Below are 21,710 nucleotides of genomic sequence, written 5' to 3' on the forward strand. Positions count from 1 at the left end.
ACGTCCGCCTACCCCCGGGTCGGCAGGAACGGGTCGATGCCGGTCGGCGCACCCAGCGGATGCCGTCGCTCCGACACCGGTCGCGGCCCGGCGCCGCGCACATCCGGCACCCGGATGCCGAGACCCCCCGCCGGCGACCCCTCCCGCACGCGCAGATCGCGCGCTGCGGCATCCATGAACAGCGGATCGGCGGTGATCGAGTGCCGGTCGTGACCGAGTGCCGCCCACTCGTCGTCGAGGCGCTCGACGATCTCGAAACCGACCCGCCCATCCGGTCCCGTCGAGCGATCGGCGTTCGCCGCCCGCACCGCTCCGTCGAGCGGCGTCGCATCCCAGAACAGATTCAGGTCGCTGTCGATCCCGAAGCGCCGCAGGTCGCGGTGGTCGGGGTAGCCGATGAACGCGGGCATGCCCTCGCCCACCACGATGTTGCGGTGGAACGTGAACGACACGTGCTCTTCGGGGCGGGTGATCGACACCTGCCCGTTGCGACCGAACGCCCACACGTTGTCGCGGATGATCACTTCGCGCCCGTAGTGCTGGTGGTAGGCCTGGCTCGACACGTCGTGCACCACGTTCTGCTCGATCACCACGTGCGACGAGCCCTCATCGAGGTAGATCCCCCAGCCGCCGTAGTTCGCGCACTCGATGTCGTGGATGTGGTTGCCGCGCACGACCGTGCCCGGCGCGATGCCGAGCAGGTAGACGCCGCCCATGTCGTTGAGCAGCCCCTGGCCGAGGTGGTGGATGTGGTTGCCCTCGATGAGGTTGCCCTCGGACGGGCTGTGCAGATAGTCCCACATCCAGCCGACCGAGATGCCGGAGTAGAGGAGATCGCTGATCTCGTTGTGCGCGATCACGTTGTGCGATCCGTGCTGGAAGAGCACGGCGACGGCGTTGGGATAGACCTGACCGCCGCGCGCGATCGTGCAGTCGGAGACCTCGTTCGCGCGGTTGTACTCCGCCGCCAGGGCATCGATCCCTCCGCCCGAGCGCACGGCCCCGGCCCCCAGATCGCTGAACGAGACACCGCTGATGAGCGCCCCGCGCGTGCCGGGGCCGAGGCTCACGCCGTAGCCGCCGACGCGTGCGATGCCGCCGCCGATGAGCGCGCACGAGCGGGCGAAGTCGAATCGTACGGCGGCGGGGACGGTGCTCGCCGCCTGCACGTCGGCCGCGTACCGGCCAGCCGACGGCAACTGCGGGTCTTCGCGTACCCCGAACGGCGGCACCGCGGGCGGCACGACCTCGAAGTCCGCCTCCGCGAAGTGCATACCTTCGAACCGCACCTCGCGTACGGGCGCGTCGTCGGTGCCGTCGAGCGTCACGAAGGCGTCGGTCACGGGCATCCGCACGTCGAGCGCGTCGATGTCGATGCCGGGCTCCGGCAGGTAGAGCACGTGCGGACCCGACGCGCCGACCAGCTCGCCGGTCACGTCGAGATACCACTCGCCGGCGACCTCGCCGAAGCGCTCGGCGACGTTGTCGAGCCAGTAGCGCGCGAAGAGCTTCGCGGCATCGTCGCGCAGCGCGAAGATGCTGCGCAGCGAGCTCGTGAGGGTGCGGGTGTCGCGGTCGATCGCGGTGATCGGCATCCGCTCCTGCACCCAGTAGTGCGGCACGACGACCTCGACCGCGAGCTGCTGCGCGAGCTCGGGGATGTCGCCCTCGGCGAAGCGGAACGACGCCGCCCCGTCGAACAGCGTGCCGACGAAGCTGCCCGCCGGGTCAAGGCCCTGCTGCTGCTCGACGCGCAGGAATCCCTCGCGCGGATGCCGGGGGCGCGCCGCCGCGACGCCGTCGACGTAGAGCCGCCGGGCCGCCGCCCGCGGCGAAGGCGCGGCGTAGGCCGCGACCCCGTTCACCGTCACCGGACGCCAGCCCGTCAGGCGCACGGATCCGCGCAGCACCGGCGGGTTCGCGGCATCCGTCGCCACCACCGCGGTGAAGGAGTCGGATGCCGTGAACGAGACGGGCTCGTGATGCCGGTACTCGCCTCCGGCCATCCAGATCACGGCCCGCTGACCCGGCTCGCGCCGTGCCCGCACGAGGGCGAGGCCGTGCGCCAGGTCGTTCGCGGGGTAGCCGTGCGAGCCGTCGGCGTAAGGCGACCCCTCCGGGTCGACGTACACCTCGATCCGGTCGGTGCTCATGGGATCAGCCCTTCGTAGCTCCGGCCGTGACGCCGGCCGAGATCTGCCGCTGGAAGATCAGGTACACGATGATGATCGGCAGCACCGCCAGCAGCACGCCGGCGATGTACGTCGGCACGTTGTCGGGGTACTGGCCGCGCAGCGCGCTCACGCCGACCATGACGGTGCGGTTCTGCGGCGACTGCATGATCAGCAGTGCGATGAGGATGTCGTTCCAGACGAACAGCGCGTTCAGGATGCCCATCGAGATCAGCGCCGGCTTGCCGACCGGGATCATGATGCGCGCCCACACGCCGAACAGGCCGTTGCCGTCGACGCGCGCCGCCTCGGTGAGCTCCTTCGGGATGCCCGAGTAGTAGGAGGTCATGAAGAACACGGTGAACGGCAGGAACTGCGCCACGTACGCGGCGATCAGACCGGGGAAGGTGTTGATCAGTCCCATGTCGCTGAGCACCTTGATCGTCGGCACCATGATCACCTGGAACGGGATCATCATCATCGCGAGGATGATGAGGAACGCGACCTTGCTGCCGCGGAAGGTGAGGTGGCTGAGCGCATAGCCGCACATCGACGCGAGCACGAGCAGGATCGCGACCGAGAACACGGTGACGATGATCGTGTTCGCGAAGTAGCGGCCCATGTCGGCGTTGTTCCACGCGTCGAAGAAGTTCTGCACGTTGAAGGTCTGCGTGACCCCGAGACGATCGAGGACGTAGTCCTTGCGCGTCTTGAGCGAGATGTTCAGGCCGTAGAGCATCGGTGCGATCGTGGCGATCGCGAGCAGCATCATCGGTACGGCGATGATCCACTTGCCCAGGCGTTCGCGGCGCATCATGCCTCCTTCGTGGCGCGACGCAGCACGCGGATCTGGATCAGGCCGATGACGAGCACGATCAGCAGCAGGAAGACGGATGCCGCGGACGCGAGCGCCGGGCGGGCCTCGCCGTTGAGCTTCCAGATGAGGAACTCGGGCAGGTAGCTCGCCGCCCCCGGACCGCCGGCGGTCATCGTGTACAGCAGGCCGAAGAGGCCGGTGAGCATGCCGATCGTGGTCGTGACGAACACGAACTGGATGGTCTGGCTGAGACTCGGGATGATGACGTGCACGATCTGCTGCCAGAGGTTGGCGCCGTCGATCTTCGCGGCGTCGAGCAGCTCGGCGTCGAGGGTCGCGAAACCGGCGAGGAAGATCGTGAACGCCATGCCGAACGTCGCCCAGATGTGCACGACGAGCACCGAGGGCAACGCCGTGGTGGGGAGGCCGAGCCAGTCGACGCCCGGGATGTTGATGGTGTTCAGGGCGCCGTTGATCGGACCGTTCGCGGCGAGCAGGATGTTGAAGATCGCGCCGATGATGATCGGCGAGAGCACCACCGGCAGGAAGTACACGCTGCGGTAGAAGCGGTGGCCCGGGATCTTCAGGAAGACGAAGGTAGCGAGGATGCCGGCGACGAAGACCTGGATCGGCACGAACAGCAGCACGACCAGCACGTTGCGGGCGGATGCCTGGAACCGGGCGTCGCCGAGGAGGGTGAGGTAGTTGTCGAGGCCGACGAACTGCCCGTTGAGCTCCTTGTCTCCCGTGAACGAGAAGTTCACGCCGAGCAGGAGGGGGTAGAGGCGGAAGACCGCGAGGATGAGGATGACCGGCAGCACCATGAGGTAGGGCGCGAGCCGTTCGGACGTCCACGGCTTCTTGCGCAGCGGCTGGCCGAGATCGCGGCGTGCGCCGCGTTCCCGGCGGCCGCGGCCCGGACCCTTGTTCGCGAGAACGAGGGTCCGGGTCGAGGTGGTGTCGATCGCCAAGGGATCAGCCCTCCGACGCTGCCAGCTGGGCTGCGGCGTCCTGCACGGTGACCTCGCCGCCGAGCAGCTGCTGGCCGAGGCGGTGCAGCAGGTCGAGCGTCTCGGCCTCGAGGGCGGTGTGGAGCAGCGGCTTGCTGCCCGCCGACTCCGCGACGATGTCGTTCGCCGACACGATGTCGGTGTCGAGCTCGATGGTCGTGTCGGACGTGATCTGACCGCCCGCGAGCGAGTAGGCGGCGAGGGCGTCGTGGTCGACCGTGGCCTTGATCCAGTCGACGCCGAGCTCCTTCTTGTCCTCGTTGAGCACGCCGTATCCGATGCCGCCCTCGGCCGGGAGGGCCAGGGTGGTGCCGTCGTTGACGGTGACCGGCATCATGAACCCGAGATCCTCGCCGAGGAACTCGTCGAACTGCTTCCAGTGCGCCGTGCCGCTCATGAGTCCGATGACCATGGCCGACTTGCCGCCCGAGAACAGGTCGAACGAGTCGTTGAACATCGCGGTGGAGTTCGCGCCCTCGTTGTACCAGCCGTCGGCAGCGGTGTCGGCCCACATCTGCAAGACCTGCACCGCATGCTCGCTCGTCCAGTCGCGGTCGCCGTCGATCCAGGCGTCGTACTCCTCGGGGGTGAAGACGCCCGAGCCGAAGCCCGAGAGGAAGAACTCGATGCCGAGGCCCTCCTTGTTGCCGAGCGCGAAGCACGAGGCATCCGTCTTCTCGGTGATCGAGGTGCAGGCGGCCGCCAGCTCGTCCCAGGTCTGGGGCGGGTTGTCGGCGTCGAGGCCGGCTTCGGTGAAGAGGGCCTTGTTGTAGTAGATCGGGAAGCCCTGGAGGAACATCGGGGCGGAATAGGTCTCGCCGTCGGCCTGGAAAGCGGGCCAGCCGGCGAGGGTGTCCTCGAGGTCGGCGAGCTCGTCGGTGACGGGGATGAGGGAGTCGGCGCGGCTCTTGAGCTGCGTGCCGCCGTTGAACAGGGCGACGTCGGGGCCGGTGCCGGCCTCGATCGCGCTGCCGAGCAGCGTGTAGTACTGGTCGAACGGCTGGTTGACGATCTCGACCTCGACGTCGGGGTGCTTCTCGGCGAACGCCGCCTTGACGTCTTCGGTGTATGCGGCCGCGGCCTCGTCAGCGTCGCCCCAGTTCCAGACGACGAGCTTGTCGCTCGTGCCCGAGCCTCCGCCGGTCGATCCGTTCGGCGATGCTCCACCGCATCCGGTGAGTGCCAGTGCCGCCACGCCGATGGCGGCGGGGATGGCGATCCTTCGCTTCATTGCGATCCTCTCAACATTGATAGGGAAGTTGCTGCAGGGACCCGAGGGTGCAGGCCTTGCGTCGAAACATACTACGTCTTACGAAAACGATCAAGCAAACATCACATGACTGATGTTCTTTAGGTCGTGCTGAGGGTCGTGCGAAGGGTTGCGCGGCGGAGGAGGGCCCCGGCGCCTCCGTCAGGAACGCTTCTTCGACGGCAGGCGGCGGCGCGACCACGAGCCGAGGATGTGCTCGCTCATCGCGAGGCGCGCGGCCTCGGCGTCGCCGGCCGAGATCGCCTCGAGGATCGCGGTGTGCTCGGCGAGGGTCAGCTCGAACGCATGCGCGGGGTCGACACCGGTGAAGCGGTCGCTGCCCACCGCATGAGCGATGAGCACGCGCGCGATGTTCTCGGCGAGACCGTTGTCGGCGAGCTCCATCACGGCGAGGTGGAACTTCACGTCGGCCTCGCGGAATGCCGCCGAGTCGTCGACGTGAGCCTCCATCGTCTCCAGGCTCTCGCGCAGGCGGGTGCGGGCGTCGTCGTCGACCGCGCGGGCGGCGGCGGCGGCCATCGCCGCTTCGAGCGCCCCGCGCACCACGCTGAGGTCGTCGAGCACGCCGAGGGTCGAGTCGTTCTCGATCATGGCGGTGAGCACCGAGGGGTCGAGCACGTTCCAGCTCGTGGAGGGATTCACGTGGGTGCCGCGCCCCTGGGCGACCGTGACCATGCCCTTCTCCTGCAGGCGCTTCATCGTCTCGCGGATGACGGTGCGGCTCACACCGAACTGCACGCTGATGACGCTCTCGGGCGGCAGCAGGTCGCCCGGTGCGTACTCCCCGGTGACGATCGACTGGACGAGCTCGTTCAGCACGGTCGCGCCGATGCGATCGATGGGGGTGCGTGCGCGACCGGCGGTGGTGGCGTCTGCGGGCGGGGTCATGCCTGACACTCTATTGACCTCCGGAATGGGGCGGCAGGGGACACTCGCGAAACGACAGACATATGATGTATGTTGTTTTCACATTCGATCTCTCACACTCAAGGGCGACATGAAGATCACCGGCTACCGCACGCTGCGCACCGTCCACGACTGGGGGCGCCCCGTCGGCGACGTCAACGGGTTCATCGCATCCGGCGTCACCGACGTGCCGCTCGTGATCCTCGAGACCGACGAGGGCATCGAGGGTGTCGGCATGGGGTCGCACGCCGACCTCGAGCGCCTGTTCCCCGCCCTCGAGGGGCAGGACCCCCGCGCCGTCACCACCCTCTACGACGCCATGCTCGCGCGGGTGTTCAAGTCGTCGCACGGGGGCGCGACCTTCGGTGGCATCGGCGCCTTCGACACCGCGCTGTGGGACATCAAGGCCAAGCTCGCGGGTGAGCCGCTGTGGCGTCTGCTCGGAGCGGGCGACCGCTTCGTGCCCGGCTACGCCTCGGGCCTCGACGCCGCACTCGACGACGAGCAGCTCGCCGCCCTCTACCGCCGCTTCGGCGAGCGCGGCTACACCGCCGCCAAGCTCAAGGGCGGGCGAAACGTCGAGGCGGATCTGCGCCGCTTCGGCATCCTCACCGACGTGCTCCAGGCCGGCGGCGCGGCGCCTGCGCTCATGCTCGACGCCAACGAGTCGTGGAACCTCAAGCAGGCCGTCCGGCACGTCAGCGCGCTCGAGGAGCGCATCGACCTCACCTGGGTCGAGGAGCCGCTGCGGCGGTGGGATGCCGCGGGGCATGCGCGCCTGAGCGCGGCGATCAAGGCCTCCGTCGCCACCGGCGAGAACCTCACCGGGCTCGAGCAGTACCGTCCCCTTCTCGACGCCGGCGGTGCCGACATCGTGCAGGCGGGGGCGGTGTGGGGCGTCACGCACTTCCTGCGCGTGGCGATCGCCGCGCACGCCCGCGATCTGCCCGTCAGCCCCGTCGGGCTCACCGCGAACCACACCGTGACGGCGGCCGCGGCGGCCGTGCCGAATCACCTGTCGGCCGAGGTGCAGGATCTCGGGGCGCCGTTCGGTCTCGTGCTCGATCAGGAGTTCGCCGACGGCGGCGTCGTGCTCGGGGACCGTCCGGGCGTCGGCATCGAGGTCGACGAGGCGCTCATCCTCAAGGCCCGCAGCGAGGCCACCTGGCAGGAGCCGGCCGGGCCCCATGTGCGCTCGAAGCGCGCCGGACTCCGCCTGATCGACCACGGCACCTGGAGCGAATGATGCAGGTGCGTCACGGCATCCACCGCATCCAGGCGCCGCTCGGCGAGCGCTTCATCGCGATGTACCTGCTCACCGGCCCTGAGGGCGCCCTGCTGTTCGACACCGGTGTCGCCGACTCCGTGCCCGGCACCCTGCTGCCGACGCTGGAGGAGATCGGGTTCGATCTCGCCGACCTGCGCTGGGTGGTCAGCTCGCACTGCGACTTCGACCACACGGGCGGCAACGCGGCGCTCGCCGCGGCCGCTCCGCATGCCGAGTTCCTGGCCGGGCGCGCCGATGTCGCCATGACCGAGGACGTCGAGGCGCTCATCGCCGGGCGCTACGGCGAGTTCGCCGTCCGCGACGGCTTCGACGACCCGCCCGAGACGACCGCCGAGGTGCGGCGTTCGACCGGTCTCGTGCCGGTGGCGCGAGCCCTCGACGGCGGCGAGACGTTCGATCTCGGCGACCGCACGATCGAGGTGCTCGCGGTGCCGGGGCACTCCCCGGGGCACCTGGCACTGTGGGATGCCGCGAACGGCACCCTCCTCATCTCGGATGCCGTGCTCGGCGAGACGGTGCCGACGGCCGACGGTCGGGCCGCGTTCCCGCCCACCTATCGCGACACGGCCCGGTACGTCGACAGCATCCGTCGGTTGCGCGCCCTCGACGCCGAGCTGCTGCTCACGGCCCACTACCCGGTGTACGAGGGCGCGGCGGTGGCCGGGTTCCTCGACGACTCGCTCGCGTACGTCGAGCGCGTCGACCGGGTGATCGAACAGGTTCTCGCCGGCGGGGAGGAGCTCACTTCGCTCGAACTCATCCGGCGCGCGGCAGCCGATCTGGGGCCGTGGCCCGCAGCTGCGGCCGAGTATCTGATCTTCCCGATGACCGGCAATCTCGAGCGCCTCGCGCAGCAGGGCCGTGTCGCCGAGGGTGATCGCGACGGCATCCGCACCTGGCGGTGGGTCGTATGACCGCCGCGACGGTGCGCCTCGGCGCGATCGGTGCCGGCTGGTGGGCGACGAGCAATCACTTCCCGCTGTTCGCGGCGCGCGACGACGTCGAGCTCGTGGGCGTCTGCGGCAAGGGCGACGGGCTCGAAGCCGTGCGCGAGAAGTTCGGCTTCGGGTTCGCGACGGAGGACGCGACGGAACTGCTGGATGCCGACATCGACGCGGTCGTGATCTCCACCCCGCACGATCTGCACCACCCGCTCGCCGCACAAGCGCTCGACCGTGGACTGCACGTGCTGTGCGAGAAGCCGATGACCCTGCACGCCGACGAGGCGTGGGATCTCGCCGCCCGCGCCGGGCGCGCCGGCACCGTCTTCCTCGTGCCCTACGGCTGGAACTACAAGCCGTTCACGGTGGCGGCCAAGCGGATGCTCGATGCCGGGGCGGTCGGCGAGATCCAGTACGCCCTGTGCCATATGGCGTCCCCCACGCGCGGACTGTTCGGCACCGACCCGACGCACATGCTCGAGCGCTGGAACTCCGACACCGCTCCCGACCCGACCACGTGGTCGAGCCCCGAGCACGGCGGCGGGTATGCGCACGGCCAGATCACCCACTCCTCGGCGCTGCTGTTCTGGCTCACGGGGCTGCGCGCGGCATCCGTCGCCGGTCGTGCGATCACCGCCGGGGCGCCGGTCGACCTGTTCGACGCGGGAGTGATCCGCTTCGAGGGCGGGGCGCTGGGGTCGCTATCGGGGGCCGCGACGCTCGCCGACGGCGACAAGTACCAGGTCGACATCCGCCTGTTCGGCACCGAGGGCGTGCTCATGATCGACGTCGAGCGCGAGCGCGTGACCCTCAGCCGCTACGACGGCCGCCGCGAGGAGCTTGTGATCCCCGAGGGGGAGGGCGAGTACGAATGCCTCGTGCCGCCGGCCCGCTTCATCGAGCTGATCACCGGTGCGAGCCGCGAGAACAACTCCGATGTGACCGTCGCCGCCCGCTCGGTCGAGCTGATCGATGCGCTCCTGCGCTCGTCGGCCGCCGGCGGCGCCGACACGGCCGTCTGATCACGCCCGTCTGACAACCAGAGGAACGACATGTCCGACACCCCCACCCGCGGAATCCTCGACGGATACCGTGTCATCGACTGCTCGATCGCGATGGCCGGGCCCTTCGCCGCGCAGCGCCTCGGCGACCTGGGCGCCGACGTCATCAAGGTCGAGCCGACCGCCGGCGAATGGCAGCGCTTCGCCTCGGCCGGTGGCGCGCAGGGCAACGAGATCAACGTCTCGTTCCTCTCCCTCAACCGCAACAAGCGTTCGCTGGCCGTCGACCTGAAGTCGGATGCCGGGCGCGAGGTCGTGCGCGACCTCATCGCCGGGGCCGACGTGTTCCTGCAGAACTACCGCCCGGGGGTCGCCGCGCGTCTCGGCCTCGACTACGAGAGTCTGGCGGCGATCAACCCCTCGCTCGTGTACGTCTCGATGTCGGGCTACGGCGAGGACGGGCCCTACAAGGACCGTCCGGGCCAGGACCTCATCCTGCAGGCCATGAGCGGCGCGATGCTGTCGGCCGGGCGCGCGGGCGAGCCGCCGACTCCGGCGGGTCAGTACCTGGCGGACGCCGTCACCGCATCGACCGCGTTCGAAGCCGTGCTCGCGGCGCTGCTGCACCGCGAGCGCACCGGTGAGGGGCAGCTCGTGACCGTGAACATGCTCGACGCGCTCACCACCCTGCAGATGCAGGAGCTGAGCGTCTACACGGTCGGCGGGGTGCCGCAGAAGCGCGGCAGCGAGCCGAACGCGCACGTCTACATCCGCGCCCCCTACGGCGTCTTCGCGACGAGCGACGGCTACCTCGCGCTCGGGTTCGCCGACCTCGAGAAGCTCGGCGAGGTGCTCGACGAGCCCTCGTTCGCTGGTCTCGACCCCGAGGTGCACGGCTGGACGCACCGCGACGAGCTGTATGCGACGGTGGCCCGTCACCTGCGTGAGCGCTCCACGCAGCACTGGCTCGACACGCTGCTGCCCGCCGGCATGTGGGTGGGTCCGGTCTACGGTTACGAAGACCTCGTGGCCGACCCGCAGATCATCCACAACGGCACGTTCGTCGAGTACGACCACCCCACTGAGGGGCGCATCAAGACACCCGGGTTCCCGTACCGGTTCGCGAAGACGCCCGCCCGCATCGACCGCGGCGCCCCGCTCACCGGTGAGCACACGGCCGAGATCCTCGCCGAGCTGGGCGTCTCGCCCGAGCGCACGCAGGAGCTGCTCGATACCGGCGCGGTGGCGCAGACCGCCGTGCCGGTGCCCGTGGGTTCGAGTGCGGTGCCGTCGTGACCGACTACGTCGGCCTGACCTGGGATCACCCGCGCGGCCGTCACGCTCTGGAGGCAGCGGCCGGCGACCTCGGCGACGGCGACACCCTGCGCTGGGAGGTGCAGTCGCTCGAGGGGTTCGAGTCCGCGCCGATCGACGAACTCGCCCGCCGCTACGACCTGCTCGTGCTCGATCATCCGCACCTCGGCGACGCGCTCGTGAGCGGCGGCATCCGTCCTCTCGACGAGCTGTTCGACACCGCACGGATCGCGGCATGGGCGGATGCCGCGGTGGGGCCGAGCATCGCCTCGTACACGCTCGACGGGCGGCTGTGGGCTCTGCCGCTGGATGCCGCGACGCAGGTGTCGGTGCGCCGCCGCGATCTCGTCGCCGAGGCGCCCGAGACCTGGGACGACGCTCTCGCTCTCGCCGAGCGCGGGCTCGTCGCGACGAGCCTGGCCGGCCCCCACGCGTTCCTGTCGCTCTGCTCGATCGCGGTGTCGCTCGGCGACGACCCGGGACGCGGAGAGGGACTGTTCGACCTCGCCGTCGCGCGGCGGGCGCTCGATCTGCTCGCCCGCCTCTCGGTGCACGCCCCCGCGGGCACCGAACTGCTCAACCCGATCGGTCTGCTCGACCGGATGCGCGACCGCGGCGACATCGGGTACATCCCGCTCGTCTACGGCTACGTGAACTACAGCTCGCCGGTCGTCGCCTTCGACCGCGCACCGGCGCACGCGGGACGCCTCGGATCAACGATCGGCGGCACCGGCATCGCGATCACCCGTCGCTCCGCGCCCTCGCCCGCCCTGCTCGCGCACCTGGAGCACCTGCTCAGCGACGACGCGCAGCGCGGGTTCATCCCCGCGCACGACGGTCAGCCCGGCCTGCGCGCGGCGTGGACGGATGCCGCGGTCGACGAGGCCGCGTACGGCTTCTACTCGCGCACCCTCTCGAGCATCGAGGCGTCGTGGGTGCGACCCCGGATCGCCGGGTACATCCCGTTCCAGTCCGCGGCATCCGCTCTCGTGCGCGATGTCGTCGCCGGGCGCCGACATGCCGACGACGTGCTCGACGAGATCGAAGCGCGGTTCGCCGCTCTTTCTCCCGATGCCGCGACCGCCGACGACCGCCTGCAGAAGGAGACCGCATGACCGACTCGGCCATCACCGACGAGCCGTTGATCGTCGTCACACGAGAGGGGCACGTCGCGACCGTGCGCCTGAACCGCCCCGCCAAGCTCAACGCCGTCACCCAGGCCATGAGCGACGAGCTCGTGGGCATCGTGCGCCGCCTCAACGACGACCCCGAGGTGCGGGCCGTCGTCTACACCGGCACGGGTCGCGCGTTCAGCGCCGGCAGCGACATCTCGACCCTCGACCGGTACGAGACGCCGTGGGAGTTCCGCAACCGCCGCGACTACTGCGACGCGCTGCGCGAACTACGCAAGCCCGTGATCGCCGCGATCAACGGGTACGCGTTCGGGGGAGGGCTCGAGGCGTCGCTGACGTGCGACATCCGCATCGCCGCCGAGACCGCGAGCTTCGCCGCTCCGGAGATCAAGCTCGGCTGGATCGGCGGGGGAGGGATGTCGGTGCTGCTGGCGAACTCCATCGGGGCGAGCAACGCCGCCCTCATGCTGCTCAGCGGCGACCCGATCGATGCGCAACGCGCCCTCGCCTGGGGTCTCGTCAGCGAGGTCGTGCCCGCCGATGATCTGCTCGCCCGGGCGCAGGAGCTCGCCGCGACGATCGCCTCGCGTCCTCCGATCGCGGCCGAGGCCGCGAAGGCCAACCTGCGCGCCGCGTTCAACCTGCCGCAGGACCAGGCCATCGCCTACGAGCGCGAGATGCAGGGCATCACCTTCGCCACCGAGGATGCCGCCGAGGGGCGCGCCGCCTTCGCCGAGAAGCGCCCCGGCGTCTTCCACCGGCGCTGACGCCCGGTGATCCCGCCGATATCGACCGAGCTCCCGACCGACCTCCCGAGGAGAGACATGAGCGACACCTGGACCGGAGACGCCGCCGGCATCCTTCCCGCCGATGCGAGCGACGCCCTGCTCGTCGGGCGTGTGCAGACGCCGGCAGGCCCGAGCGTGGTGGTGCTGCGCGACGGCATCCTGCGTGACCTGTCAGCCACCTTCCCGACGATGACCGCGCTCACCGAGAGCGCCGACCCGGCAGCCGCCGCGCGTGCCGCCGACGGGCCGTCACTCGGTGCGTTCGCCGACGTCTGGGCGAACACCGCGCCCGACACCCGCGACGATGCCCACCCGTGGCTGCTCTCGCCGATCGACCTGCAGGTCGTCAAGGCCTCGGGCGTGACCTTCCCCGTATCGATGCTCGAGCGCATCATCGAGGAGAAGGCGCGCGGCGAGGCCGAGTCCGCCGACGGCATCCGCGCCACGATCCTCGACGCGCTGGGCGGTGACGTGCGCGACCTCGTGCCCGGATCGCCCGAGGCCGCCCGCCTCAAGCAGGTGCTCATCACCGCGGGACTGTGGAGCCAATACCTCGAGGTCGGCATCGGCCCCGACGCCGAGATCTTCACGAAGGCGCCCGTGCTCGCCACGGTCGGCGGTGGATCCGACGTCGGCGTGCTCGCCGAATCCCGATGGAACAACCCCGAGCCCGAGGTCGTGCTCGTCGTCTCCTCGCGCGGCGACATCGTCGGGGCGACGCTCGGCAACGACGTCAACCTGCGCGACATCGAAGGGCGCTCGGCCCTGCTGCTCGGACGCGCGAAGGACAACAACGCCTCGGCATCCGTCGGCCCGTTCATCCGCCTCTTTGATGGAGGGTTCTCGCTCGACGACGTGCGCGCCGAATCGGTCACGCTCTCGGTCGAGGGCGACGACGGCTTCGGTATGCGGGCCGAATCGCACATGGCGCAGATCAGCCGCGACCCCGCCGATCTCGTGCGGCAGGCGTCGGGCGACCACCACGCCTACCCCGACGGCTTCGTGCTCTACTTGGGAACGATGTTCGCGCCCACCGACGACCGCGACGAGCCCGGCCACGGCTTCACCCACCACCTCGGCGACGTCGTGCGCATCTCGTCGCCGCACCTCGGCGCGCTCGTCAACCGGGTGCAGCACAGCGAGGATCTCGCCCCCTGGAGCGTCGGCATCGGCGCGCTCATCACCAGCCTCGCTCAGCGGGGACTGCTCGGAAAGGCCAGCGCATGACCACCCTGACGACCACCGATCCCCGCACCGGCGCACACTCCGACACCGGCATCGAAGCGACGGATGCCGCGGTCGTCGCTGCGACCACCGCCGCTGCGGCATCCGCCTTCGCCGACCTGCGCTCGCGTCCGCGCGCCTGGCGGGCCGGGCTCCTGCGCGCGCTCGCCGACGGGCTCGAGGCCGACCGCGCCGCGCTCGTCGACGCCGCTCTCGCCGAGACCGGGCTGCCCGAGGCGCGCCTGAACGGCGAGCTCTCGCGCAGCGCCTTCCAGTTCCGTCTCTTCGCCGACGCCGTCGACGAGGGCGGCTACCTCGAGGCGATCATCGACCACTCCGGCCACACACCGCTCGGCCCGGGCCCGGATGTGCGGCGGATGCTCGTGCCGATCGGCCCCGTCGCCGTCTTCGGCGCCAGCAACTTCCCCTTCGCGTTCTCGGTCATCGGCGGCGACACCGCCTCGGCGCTCGCCGCGGGCAACCCGGTCGTCGTCAAGGCGCACAGTTCGCACCCGGTGACCTCGCAGCGCTCGTTCGAGTCGCTCGTGCGCGCGGCCGCGGCGTACGGGGCGCCGGAGGGCACGTTCGGGATCGTCTACGGCCAGCAGGCGGGAGCCGTTCTCGTCGCCGACCCGGTCATCACGGCCGTCGGGTTCACGGGGTCGCTGTCGACCGGCAAGATCCTGCAGGCGATCATCGACGAGCGCGAGACGCCCATCCCGTTCTACGGCGAGCTGTCGAGCCTGAATCCGCTCGTCATCACGCCGGGGGCGGCGTCCGCGCGCACCGCGGCCCTCGGCGAGGGTCTGTTCGGGTCGGTCACGGGATCGGCCGGGCAGCTGTGCACGAAGCCCGGCATCGCCTTCGTGCCGGCCGGGGCCGAGGGTGACGCGCTCGTCGCCGATGTGGTGACGAGGGCGCAGGATTCCGCGGCGCAGACCCTCCTGAACTCGCGCATCCACGGGGCGTTCGACGAGATCCGTGAGCGGCTGATCGCCGAGGGCGGGGCGCGCAGCCTCGTTACCCCGCACGCCGGAGCCGACGGTTTCTCGCTGACGCCCGCGGTGCTCGAGATCGCGGCGACGGATGTCACTCCGGCGGTCGCCGAGGAGGCGTTCGGCCCCCTCGTGGTGCTCGTGCGGTACGCCTCGACGGGCGAGATCACGGCGGCCCTGCAAGCCGTGCCGCACTCGCTGACCGCCACGATCCACTCGCAGCCCGAGGAGGCCGAGGTGCGCGGCGAGCTCACCGACGCCGCGCGCGACCTCGTCGGCCGCATCGTCTACGACGGATACCCCACGGGGGTGCGGGTGTCGTGGGCCATGAACCACGGCGGCCCCTGGCCCGCGACCAACACGCAGCACACCTCGGTGGGCGTGACGGCGCTGCGGCGGTTCCTGCGCCCGCTCGCCTGGCAGGATGCCCCGGCCGACGTGCTCCCCGCCGAGCTGCGCGACGGTGCGGTCGATGTGCCCCGCCGCGTCGACGGCGTGCTGGAGTTGGCCGGCGCCTGACCCTCTCGTCGGGACCCTTCGTCTCGCTGCGCTCGCTCAGGAACCGGTTCCTGAGCGAGGAGCGCGGCGACGAGACGAAGGACCCCGCCCCGCGGCATCCGTTGAGGAGGAGTTCTTGCCGTTGGGCGGAGTTTTCGCGCGGATTCTTCCGCCCAACGCGGAGTTCTCCGCCCGAGTCGCGCGTGGGGACGCTTCGACAGGCTCAGCGACCCAGCGTCTGAAACTGGGTCCCGGTGTTTGCCACTGGGTCCCTGAGCTTGTCGAAGGGCCCCGCCCCGCGGCATCCGTTGAGGAGGAGTTCTCGCGTTCGGGAGGATCGAAACGGCGGATGCCTCCTGCGGAGCGTGTGTTCTCCTCCGTTGGGTGAGGGCGAGGGCCCTTCGTCTCGCTGCGCTCGCTCAGGAACCGGTCCCTGAGCGAGCGCAGTGACGAGACGAAGGGCCCTCAGCCGAGGATGCCCTCGGGCAGCAGCCCGCGCGAGATCAGCGCGTCCCAGAGGCCCTCGTCGACCACGGCATCCATACGCTCGACCCCTTCGACGACCTGGCGCGCGTCGCGGCATCCGAGAACCACCGAGGTGACGGCCGGATGCCGCAGGCTGAACTGCATGGCGGCGGTCGGCAGGTCGGTGCCGAACTCCTCGCACACCTCGGCGATCGCGTTCGCCCGGGCGATGAGCGCGGCCGGGGCCTGCACGTAGTCGTAGGTCGCGTCCGCCGCGACCCGCGGTCGGGCCAGCAGGCCGGAGTTGTAGACGCCGACGTTCACGATGCCCACGCCCGCCTCGAGCGCCGCGGGCAGCAGGTCGGCCAGCGGCCCCTGTTCGAGCAGGGTGAACCGCCCGGCCAGCATGACCACGTCGATGTCGGTCTCGCGCACGAACCGCGCCGGCAGTGCCGACTGGTTCATGCCCACACCGATCGAGGCGACGACGCCCTGCTCGCGCAGCTCGATGAGCGCCCCGATGCCCTCGGTCGATGCCTGCTCCCAGTGGTGGTCGGGGTCGTGCAGGTAGACGATGTCGAGCCGGTCGAGGCCGAGCCGGTCGAGGCTCTGCTCCACTCCGCGCAGGATCGCGCCGCGCGAGAAGTCGAACTCGCGGCGGTACGCCGCGGGCACCGCGAAGCCGCCGTCGTCGAGCTGACCGGCCGAGTACACCTGCGGCACGAGCGTGCGCCCCGCCTTGGTCGAGAGCACGTACTCGTCGCGCGGATGCTCGGCGAGCAGTTCGCCCAGTCGCCGCTCGGAGTAGCCGAGACCGTAGTGCGGGGCCGTGTCGAACAGGCGCGATCCGCGCGCCCATGCCTCCTCGACCGCACCCCTCGCCTGCTCGTCGGTGGTGACGCGGCCGAGGTTGCCGAGCTGCGCGCCGCCGAGTCCGAAGCGGGTGAGCGGGGTGCCGGTGCGCAGGCGCGCGCTCTCCATCGTGACCGGGGGCATCAGCGCCCGAGCCATCCGCCGTCGACCGGCAGCACGATTCCGTCGACGTAGTCCGAGGCCGCCGACGACAGGAACACTGCGGCTCCGCCGAGATCGGATGCCGCGCCCCATCGCCCCGCCGGGATGCGGGCGAGGATCGACTCCGAGCGCTCGGGGTCGTCGCGGAGGGCCTGCGTGTTGTCGGTGGCGATGTAGCCGGGGGCGATCGCGTTGACGTTCACGCCGCGACCCGCCCACTCGTTCGACAGCGCCTTGACGACGCCCGCGAGACCCGACTTCGCCGCCGCGTATCCGGGGACGTTGATGCCGCCCTGGAAGCTGAGGAGCGACGCGGTGAACACGATCTTGCCGCGTCCGCGCTCGAGCATCGATCCGCCCACGGCCTGCGCGAGAGCGAACTGGCTGGTGAGGTTGATGCGCAGCACGCGTTCGAACCACTCCATCGGATGCTCCGCCGCCGGCGCGCGCAGAATGGTGCCGGCGTTGTTGACGAGGATGTCGACCTCGGCTGCGCGCAGTTCCGCGCCGAGCTCGGAGACGGCGTCGGCATCCGACAGATCGCACCGGATCGCGCGGAACCCGCGCCCGCGTGCGGTGACGGCCTGCTCGATGTCGCTGCCGGAGGGCTCGATGCTCGTGCTGACCGCGATGATGTCGGCGCCCGCGTCGGCGAGCGCCGTGGCGATTCCGAAGCCGATGCCGCGGTTCGCGCCCGTGACGACGGCGCGCTGACCGGTGAGGTCGAAGAGCCCGCTCATGCGCCGGCCTGCACGTCGACGAGGATCTTCATCGCGCGCCCCGCTTCGAGCTCGGCGAAGGCGTCGGCGGTCTCGGCGAGCGGCACGATGCGCGTGATGACCCGGTCGGTGGGGATCACGCCGTCGGCGAGGAGCTCGATCGCGGTCTCGAAGTCGGCGCGCTGGTAGACCCGTGCGCCGAGCAGGCGCAGCTCGCGCCAGAACACGCGCTGCAGGTCGACCTCGCGCGGGGTGGGGTGGATGGCGACGACGACGATCGTGCCGCGCACCTTCGCGAGCGCCGTCATGCCGCGCACTGCGGTGGCCGCGCCCGAGACCTCGAACACGACGTCGGCCCCGGTGCCCGCGGTCCACTCCTCGACCCAGGCGACCTGGTCGGATGCCGAGGGGTCGAGCGTCGTGAATCCGAGATCTTCGGCCTGGGCGCGGCGCTGCGCATCGATCTCGATCACGACGACCTCGGCACCGGTGTGCCGGGCGACGGTGGCGATGAGCGTGCCGATCGGGCCGCCGCCGATCACGACGGCCTTCTGCCCGGCGGTGAGGTCGGAGCGCCGCACGTCGTGCACCGCGACGGCGACCGGTTCGACGAGCGCGGCGTCATCGAGGGGGATGTCGGCGGGAAGTGCGAGGAGGGTCTCGGCCGGAACGTTCCACAGCCCCTGCAGCGAGCCGGGGGAGTCGATGCCGATGAAGTTCAGGTTCTGGCAGATGTGCTCGTTGCCGGCGAGGCAGGCGGGGCAGGTGCCGTCCCAGTCGAGGGGCATGACGGTGACCTTGTCGCCGACGCTCCAACCGGTGACCCCGGCGCCGAGGGCGTCGATAGTGCCGCTCATCTCGTGTCCGAAGACGAGCGGGCGCTCGACGCGGGCGTCCATGTCGCCGTGCAGGATGTGCAGGTCGGTGCCGCAGAGACCGGTGTAGGCGACGCGGATCCGCACCTCTCCGTCGCGCGGTTCGGTCTGATCGGCCGTGCGCACGTCCAGCGTGCGATCGCCTACGTAATTCACAGTCAGCACTGATTGCTCCTCTTCTCGCAGAGTTCCAGATTACTCATACGTATGATGAATCTCCACCTGCCTGTGAATGCATATCGGTGACCGCGCGGCGATCGGGGCAGAATGGAGATCATGCCCGAATCGCCGCACGCTCAGCATGCGGCTCCGCGCTCCCCGATCCGTGGTCCCGCCCTGCCGATCGGCGTCGCGGTGACCGCCATCGGCATCCTCCTCTCTCTCGCTTCGGCGCCGGCATCCTCGACGCCCGAAGCCTCGCGGATGCCCGAGCCGGTCGCGGTCGTGCAGGTGCCCTCGGTCGACGTCGGCTCCACCCCGGCCGCCGACCCGTGCGCCGAGGCATCCGTGCAGGAGTCGCTCGCCGCCGGAGACGACGCGGCCACCATCGCCGGCTTCGGTGGGGGCGAGGCGTTCCGCGCCGCCGTCGTGGCGGGCAACGCGCCGTGCATCTCGCTCTCCGACCCCGCGCGGGTGTGGGTCGTCGTCAACAAGGCGCGACCGCTCGACCCCGCCGACTACGCGCCCGGCGCTCTCGCCGACGTGCCGCTGCAGATGACCACGGCATCCGGGCAGGTGCGCACCGACGTCGCGACCGCGGTCGGCGACATGGCTAACGCGGCCATCGAGGCCGGGGTCGGGCGCCTCGGTGCGAACAACGGCTACCGCTCTTACGGCCTGCAGGTCACGACCTACGAGTCGCACGTGCGCGACCAGGGGCAGGCCGGGGCGGATGCCGGATCCGCGCGCCCCGGACACTCGGAGCACCAGACCGGCCTCGCGGTCGACGTCGTCGCGTGCGGTCTGGGGTGCGGCGGGCTCGACGGGTTCGGCGGCACCACGCAGAGCGACTGGGTCGCCGCCCACGCCTGGGAGTACGGGTTCATCGTGCGCTACGAGGACGGGGGCTCCGGCATCACCGGCTACGCTCCCGAGCCGTGGCACCTGCGCTACGTGGGGCGCGACCTCGCCGCGGCCTACCAGGCGGGCGGGTTCCACACGCTCGAGGAGTTCTTCGGGCTTCCTGCCGCGCCCGACTACCTGCCCTGAGCGACGCTCGGAGGCATCCCACAATCGCGGTACCCAGTACCACGAAACGCGGGATGCATTCCCACAACGTCCTGTCGCGGCATCCGTCATCGCCCTAGAATCGCGGGAGCAAAGACGCCGACACGTTCAGGAGGACGCGCAATGGAACGCGACATCTATGAAGAGGATCACGAGGCCTTCCGCGACCTCGTCAAGGACTTCGTCAAGCGCCACGTGACGGGTGCGGACATCGAGCGGTGGGATGCCGCGGGCGAGGTCGACCGCGACACCATGCGCGCGGCCGGCGAGGCCGGGATCATCGGCCTGTCGGTTCCCGAGGAGTTCGGCGGGGCCGGGATGCTGCAGGACTACCGCTTCCGCGCGGTCGTGAACGAAGAGGTCATCGCCGCCGGCGCGGGCTCGCTCGCCGGGGCCTTCGGCATCCAGGACGACCTGGCGGTTCCGTACCTCGTGCACATGGGCACCCAGGAGCAGAAGTCGAAATGGCTGCCGCGGATGGCGACCGGCGAGGTCGTCGGCGCGCTCGCGATGACCGAGCCCGGCGCGGGAAGCGACCTGCGCGGCATCAAGACCACTGCCAAGAAGGTCGACGGCGGGTACATCGTCAACGGTGCCAAGACGTTCATCTCGTCGGGCGCGACTGCCGACCTGGTCGTCACGTTCGTGAAGACCGGTGAGGGCAACCGACCGGATGCCTTCAGCCTCGTGCTCATCGAGAACGGCATGGAGGGCTTCGACCACGGCAAGAAGCTGCACAAGATGGGCTTCCAGGGCCACGACACGGCAGAGCTGTCGTTCAGCGACGTGTTCGTTCCCGACGAGAACCTCATCGGCGGAGTCGAGGGCAAGGGCTTCGTGCAGCTCATGATGAACCTGCCGCTCGAGCGCCTGTCGATCGGCGTCGCGGGTGCCGCGGCCGCGCAGGCCGCCCTCGACTGGACCGTCGCCTACACGAAGGACCGCGAAGCGTTCGGCGAGCGGATCATCGACTTCCAGAACAGCCGCTTCGCGATCGCCGACATGGCCACGACGGTCGACGCGCTGTGGGCGTACATCGATCGGGCGCTGCTCGCGTACTCTCAGGGCAAGCTGTCGGCCGAGGAGGCCGCGAAGGTCAAGTTCTGGGCCACCGAGCGCGAGTGGGAGGTGCTCGATCAGGGCGTGCAGCTGCACGGCGGCTACGGCTACATCACCGAATACCCGATCGCCCGCGCGTTCCTCGACGCCCGCGTGCACCGCATCTACGGCGGCACGAACGAGATCATGCGCGAGATCGTCGGCCGCCAGATCGCCGGCAAGCGCTGACCCTCGGCCGGTTCCTGAGCGAGGAGCGCAGCGACGAGACGAAGGGCCGCCCCGGTCCCTCGAGCTGGGTCCCTGAGCCTGTCGAAGGGCCCCGCGCGACGTCTCAAGCGCGAATGCTAGGAGGTGGCAATATCCTTGCTACCCGAGTAGCATTGAAGCATGACGAACAGCAAGGTCAGCCTCAGCCTCAGTGCGAGTGACGTAGCGTTCCTCGACGCGGAGGTCTTGATGGGAAAATACGCCACCCGGTCGGCGGCGGTTCAGGATGCTGTGTCGCTCTTGCGCGAGAGCCGTCTGGCAGATGCCTACGCCGAAGCATTCGCTGAAGGCTACGACGACGAATGGGACACGGCTGCCAGCGACGGACTCGCCTCAGCGTGAGTGCGCCGTCGACCACGCTGCTGCGGCGCGGCCAGATCGTGCTGGTCGCCTTCGACCCGGTTGTCGGGGCCGAGGCCGCGAAGACCCGTCCTGCCGTTGTCGTCAGCAACAACACGGCCAACACCGCGGCTGTACGCAGTACGCGCGCGACGGTAACGGTCGCGCCGGTCACGTCCAATGTCGCGCGAGTCCTCCCATTTCAGGTTCTGTTGCCTGCGGCGGGCACCGGGCTCAGCGTCGATTCGAAGGTACAGATCGAACAAGTCCGCACGATCGCGACCTCGCGCATTGTTCGGCCGGTGGGATGGGTGCCTGCCGAACTGATGGGAGAGGTCGACGAGTGCCTTCGCATGCACCTCGCACTGTGATCGTCGTCCGGCATTAAC

At 70.1% G+C, this 21,710-nt stretch carries 20 protein-coding genes; 12 read left to right on the top strand and 8 right to left on the bottom strand.

Going from position 1 to position 21,710, the window contains the following annotated elements; all coding sequences use genetic code 11:
• Positions 1–8 precede the first annotated feature (8 nt).
• From ACZ5Y9_RS03970 to ACZ5Y9_RS03990, 5 genes are all read right to left on the bottom strand, one after another.
• The gene (locus tag ACZ5Y9_RS03970; RefSeq protein WP_464472352.1) at positions 9–2,153 is read right to left on the bottom strand and encodes a right-handed parallel beta-helix repeat-containing protein; all 2,145 of its coding nucleotides are present in this window, start codon (positions 2,151–2,153) and stop codon (positions 9–11) included.
• Positions 2,154–2,157: 4 nt separating this feature from the next.
• On the bottom strand, positions 2,158–2,988 hold the full coding sequence (locus ACZ5Y9_RS03975) for a carbohydrate ABC transporter permease (protein WP_247633039.1): 831 nt from the start codon (positions 2,986–2,988) through the stop codon (positions 2,158–2,160).
• Positions 2,985–3,959 carry a carbohydrate ABC transporter permease gene (locus tag ACZ5Y9_RS03980; RefSeq protein ID WP_247623591.1) on the bottom strand — a complete coding sequence of 325 codons (975 nt, stop codon included), beginning with the start codon at positions 3,957–3,959 and terminating at the stop codon, positions 2,985–2,987. The genes ACZ5Y9_RS03975 and ACZ5Y9_RS03980 overlap by 4 nt, the downstream gene beginning before the upstream one ends.
• A 4-nt stretch (positions 3,960–3,963) precedes the next feature.
• A complete protein-coding gene (locus tag ACZ5Y9_RS03985; protein ID WP_247623590.1) occupies positions 3,964–5,229 on the bottom strand; it encodes an ABC transporter substrate-binding protein in 1,266 nt (421 codons plus the stop codon).
• 180 nt (positions 5,230–5,409) lie between these two features.
• Complete coding sequence (locus ACZ5Y9_RS03990) at positions 5,410–6,156, bottom strand: FadR/GntR family transcriptional regulator (RefSeq protein WP_247623589.1); 747 nt, start codon at positions 6,154–6,156, stop codon at positions 5,410–5,412.
• A 109-nt stretch (positions 6,157–6,265) separates the two neighbouring features.
• Here ACZ5Y9_RS03990 and ACZ5Y9_RS03995 point away from each other — a divergent pair, with 109 nt between their 5' ends.
• From ACZ5Y9_RS03995 to ACZ5Y9_RS04030, 8 genes are read left to right on the top strand one after another with little or no spacing between them, the layout of a single operon-like run.
• The gene (locus tag ACZ5Y9_RS03995; protein WP_247623588.1) at positions 6,266–7,420 is read left to right on the top strand and encodes a mandelate racemase/muconate lactonizing enzyme family protein; all 1,155 of its coding nucleotides are present in this window, start codon (positions 6,266–6,268) and stop codon (positions 7,418–7,420) included.
• Positions 7,420–8,376 carry an MBL fold metallo-hydrolase gene (locus tag ACZ5Y9_RS04000; protein ID WP_464472353.1) on the top strand — a complete coding sequence of 319 codons (957 nt, stop codon included), beginning with the start codon at positions 7,420–7,422 and terminating at the stop codon, positions 8,374–8,376. Before ACZ5Y9_RS03995 ends, ACZ5Y9_RS04000 begins: the two co-directional genes overlap by 1 nt.
• The gene (locus ACZ5Y9_RS04005; protein ID WP_464472354.1) at positions 8,373–9,425 is read left to right on the top strand and encodes a Gfo/Idh/MocA family protein; all 1,053 of its coding nucleotides are present in this window, start codon (positions 8,373–8,375) and stop codon (positions 9,423–9,425) included. The genes ACZ5Y9_RS04000 and ACZ5Y9_RS04005 overlap by 4 nt, the downstream gene beginning before the upstream one ends.
• Before the next feature lie 30 nt (positions 9,426–9,455).
• Positions 9,456–10,700 carry a CaiB/BaiF CoA transferase family protein gene (locus ACZ5Y9_RS04010; protein WP_464472355.1) on the top strand — a complete coding sequence of 415 codons (1,245 nt, stop codon included), beginning with the start codon at positions 9,456–9,458 and terminating at the stop codon, positions 10,698–10,700.
• Positions 10,697–11,833 carry a type 2 periplasmic-binding domain-containing protein gene (locus ACZ5Y9_RS04015; protein WP_464472356.1) on the top strand — a complete coding sequence of 379 codons (1,137 nt, stop codon included), beginning with the start codon at positions 10,697–10,699 and terminating at the stop codon, positions 11,831–11,833. The genes ACZ5Y9_RS04010 and ACZ5Y9_RS04015 overlap by 4 nt, the downstream gene beginning before the upstream one ends.
• Positions 11,830–12,618: an enoyl-CoA hydratase/isomerase family protein gene (locus ACZ5Y9_RS04020; RefSeq protein ID WP_464472357.1), complete on the top strand. Its 789-nt coding sequence runs from the start codon at positions 11,830–11,832 to the stop codon at positions 12,616–12,618. Before ACZ5Y9_RS04015 ends, ACZ5Y9_RS04020 begins: the two co-directional genes overlap by 4 nt.
• Before the next feature lie 57 nt (positions 12,619–12,675).
• A complete protein-coding gene (locus ACZ5Y9_RS04025; RefSeq protein ID WP_404597877.1) occupies positions 12,676–13,866 on the top strand; it encodes a fumarylacetoacetate hydrolase family protein in 1,191 nt (396 codons plus the stop codon).
• Entirely contained in the window at positions 13,863–15,377 is a 1,515-nt protein-coding gene (locus ACZ5Y9_RS04030; protein ID WP_247623581.1) for an aldehyde dehydrogenase (NADP(+)), read from the top strand. Before ACZ5Y9_RS04025 ends, ACZ5Y9_RS04030 begins: the two co-directional genes overlap by 4 nt.
• A 444-nt stretch (positions 15,378–15,821) precedes the next feature.
• Here ACZ5Y9_RS04030 and ACZ5Y9_RS04035 read toward each other — a convergent pair whose 3' ends face one another.
• From ACZ5Y9_RS04035 to ACZ5Y9_RS04045, 3 genes are read right to left on the bottom strand one after another with little or no spacing between them, the layout of a single operon-like run.
• Entirely contained in the window at positions 15,822–16,817 is a 996-nt protein-coding gene (locus ACZ5Y9_RS04035) for an aldo/keto reductase (protein WP_464472358.1), read from the bottom strand.
• The gene (locus tag ACZ5Y9_RS04040; protein ID WP_464472359.1) at positions 16,817–17,575 is read right to left on the bottom strand and encodes an SDR family oxidoreductase; all 759 of its coding nucleotides are present in this window, start codon (positions 17,573–17,575) and stop codon (positions 16,817–16,819) included. The genes ACZ5Y9_RS04035 and ACZ5Y9_RS04040 overlap by 1 nt, the downstream gene beginning before the upstream one ends.
• Positions 17,572–18,594 (bottom strand): zinc-dependent alcohol dehydrogenase, encoded by a 1,023-nt coding sequence (locus ACZ5Y9_RS04045; protein ID WP_247623578.1) that lies wholly within the window; start codon positions 18,592–18,594, stop codon positions 17,572–17,574. Before ACZ5Y9_RS04045 ends, ACZ5Y9_RS04040 begins: the two co-directional genes overlap by 4 nt.
• 111 nt (positions 18,595–18,705) lie before the next feature.
• Here ACZ5Y9_RS04045 and ACZ5Y9_RS04050 point away from each other — a divergent pair, with 111 nt between their 5' ends.
• The 4 genes from ACZ5Y9_RS04050 to ACZ5Y9_RS04065 all read left to right on the top strand — a co-directional run bounded on the left by ACZ5Y9_RS04050 (position 18,706) and on the right by ACZ5Y9_RS04065 (position 21,692).
• Positions 18,706–19,638 (top strand): M15 family metallopeptidase, encoded by a 933-nt coding sequence (locus ACZ5Y9_RS04050; RefSeq protein WP_247623577.1) that lies wholly within the window; start codon positions 18,706–18,708, stop codon positions 19,636–19,638.
• A 141-nt stretch (positions 19,639–19,779) separates the two neighbouring features.
• Positions 19,780–20,943 carry an acyl-CoA dehydrogenase family protein gene (locus tag ACZ5Y9_RS04055; RefSeq protein WP_247623576.1) on the top strand — a complete coding sequence of 388 codons (1,164 nt, stop codon included), beginning with the start codon at positions 19,780–19,782 and terminating at the stop codon, positions 20,941–20,943.
• 159 nt (positions 20,944–21,102) lie between these two features.
• A complete protein-coding gene (locus ACZ5Y9_RS04060) occupies positions 21,103–21,324 on the top strand; it encodes a ribbon-helix-helix domain-containing protein (RefSeq protein WP_247623575.1) in 222 nt (73 codons plus the stop codon).
• A complete protein-coding gene (locus ACZ5Y9_RS04065; protein WP_247633021.1) occupies positions 21,321–21,692 on the top strand; it encodes a type II toxin-antitoxin system PemK/MazF family toxin in 372 nt (123 codons plus the stop codon). Before ACZ5Y9_RS04060 ends, ACZ5Y9_RS04065 begins: the two co-directional genes overlap by 4 nt.
• The last annotated feature ends 18 nt before the right edge of the window (positions 21,693–21,710 follow it).

The sequence above is a fragment of the Microbacterium sp. T3-8 genome (genome assembly GCF_055398145.1).

Excerpts from the sequence above, each read along its gene's own strand:
- ACZ5Y9_RS03970 (WP_464472352.1), bottom strand. The coding sequence starts at position 2,153 with ATGAGCACCGACCGGATCGAGGTGTACGTCGACCCGGAGGGGTCGCCT.
- ACZ5Y9_RS03975 (WP_247633039.1), bottom strand. The coding sequence starts at position 2,988 with ATGATGCGCCGCGAACGCCTGGGCAAGTGGATCATCGCCGTACCGATG.
- ACZ5Y9_RS03985 (WP_247623590.1), bottom strand. The coding sequence starts at position 5,229 with ATGAAGCGAAGGATCGCCATCCCCGCCGCCATCGGCGTGGCGGCACTG.
- ACZ5Y9_RS03990 (WP_247623589.1), bottom strand. The coding sequence starts at position 6,156 with ATGACCCCGCCCGCAGACGCCACCACCGCCGGTCGCGCACGCACCCCC.
- ACZ5Y9_RS03995 (WP_247623588.1), top strand. The coding sequence starts at position 6,266 with ATGAAGATCACCGGCTACCGCACGCTGCGCACCGTCCACGACTGGGGG.
- ACZ5Y9_RS04000 (WP_464472353.1), top strand. The coding sequence starts at position 7,420 with ATGCAGGTGCGTCACGGCATCCACCGCATCCAGGCGCCGCTCGGCGAG.
- ACZ5Y9_RS04005 (WP_464472354.1), top strand. The coding sequence starts at position 8,373 with ATGACCGCCGCGACGGTGCGCCTCGGCGCGATCGGTGCCGGCTGGTGG.
- ACZ5Y9_RS04010 (WP_464472355.1), top strand. The coding sequence starts at position 9,456 with ATGTCCGACACCCCCACCCGCGGAATCCTCGACGGATACCGTGTCATC.
- ACZ5Y9_RS04020 (WP_464472357.1), top strand. The coding sequence starts at position 11,830 with ATGACCGACTCGGCCATCACCGACGAGCCGTTGATCGTCGTCACACGA.
- ACZ5Y9_RS04025 (WP_404597877.1), top strand. The coding sequence starts at position 12,676 with ATGAGCGACACCTGGACCGGAGACGCCGCCGGCATCCTTCCCGCCGAT.
- ACZ5Y9_RS04030 (WP_247623581.1), top strand. The coding sequence starts at position 13,863 with ATGACCACCCTGACGACCACCGATCCCCGCACCGGCGCACACTCCGAC.
- ACZ5Y9_RS04035 (WP_464472358.1), bottom strand. The coding sequence starts at position 16,817 with ATGCCCCCGGTCACGATGGAGAGCGCGCGCCTGCGCACCGGCACCCCG.
- ACZ5Y9_RS04040 (WP_464472359.1), bottom strand. The coding sequence starts at position 17,575 with ATGAGCGGGCTCTTCGACCTCACCGGTCAGCGCGCCGTCGTCACGGGC.
- ACZ5Y9_RS04050 (WP_247623577.1), top strand. The coding sequence starts at position 18,706 with ATGCCCGAATCGCCGCACGCTCAGCATGCGGCTCCGCGCTCCCCGATC.
- ACZ5Y9_RS04055 (WP_247623576.1), top strand. The coding sequence starts at position 19,780 with ATGGAACGCGACATCTATGAAGAGGATCACGAGGCCTTCCGCGACCTC.
- ACZ5Y9_RS04060 (WP_247623575.1), top strand. The coding sequence starts at position 21,103 with ATGACGAACAGCAAGGTCAGCCTCAGCCTCAGTGCGAGTGACGTAGCG.